The organism is Mammaliicoccus sp. J-M41, assembly GCF_022385935.1.
Classification (GTDB): Bacteria; Bacillota; Bacilli; order Staphylococcales; family Staphylococcaceae; genus Mammaliicoccus; species Mammaliicoccus sciuri_A.
Map to the genome: position 1 here is coordinate 1 of NZ_JAJNIR010000077.1, position 432 is coordinate 432.

The following is a 432-nucleotide window of genomic DNA, read 5'->3' on the forward strand; positions in this document are numbered from 1 at the left end:
CTTTATTAACTTTATGTTGGTTATTTTGGTGGTAATAGTAGGTACTTCTTGGCATTTGTAGGACTTTGCACATTGCTGATACTGAATATTTGTGAGTATTCTCATTTATCACATCTATTTTCGTCCGATTATCAGCGCGGCTTGCTTTAAAATATCGTTTTCCATTTTTAGCTGTTTATTTTCTTTTTCTAGTTCCATCATTTTCTTTTGTTCTTTTGTAAGATTATCTTTGTGCTCAAAAGAACCAGAGGTTTTTGCCTGATTAATCCATCGATCTAATGCAGATGGGGTTAAATCATATTCTCTAATAATTTCAGATCTTGGTTTTTCATTAAGGTATAAATCAACCATTTGCTGTTTGAATTCATTACTGTATTCTCTACGCTCTCTTCTCATAAAAAGACCACCTACTTTCTTAATTTTAACAATACT

At 31.5% G+C, this 432-nt stretch carries 1 pseudogene; it reads right to left on the minus strand.

Annotation, left to right across the window (positions count from 1 at the left end):
* Positions 1–396 (minus strand): annotated as a pseudogene (locus LQ686_RS13945) (transposase); the annotation flags it as partial.
* Between the last annotated feature and the right edge of the window lie 36 nt (positions 397–432).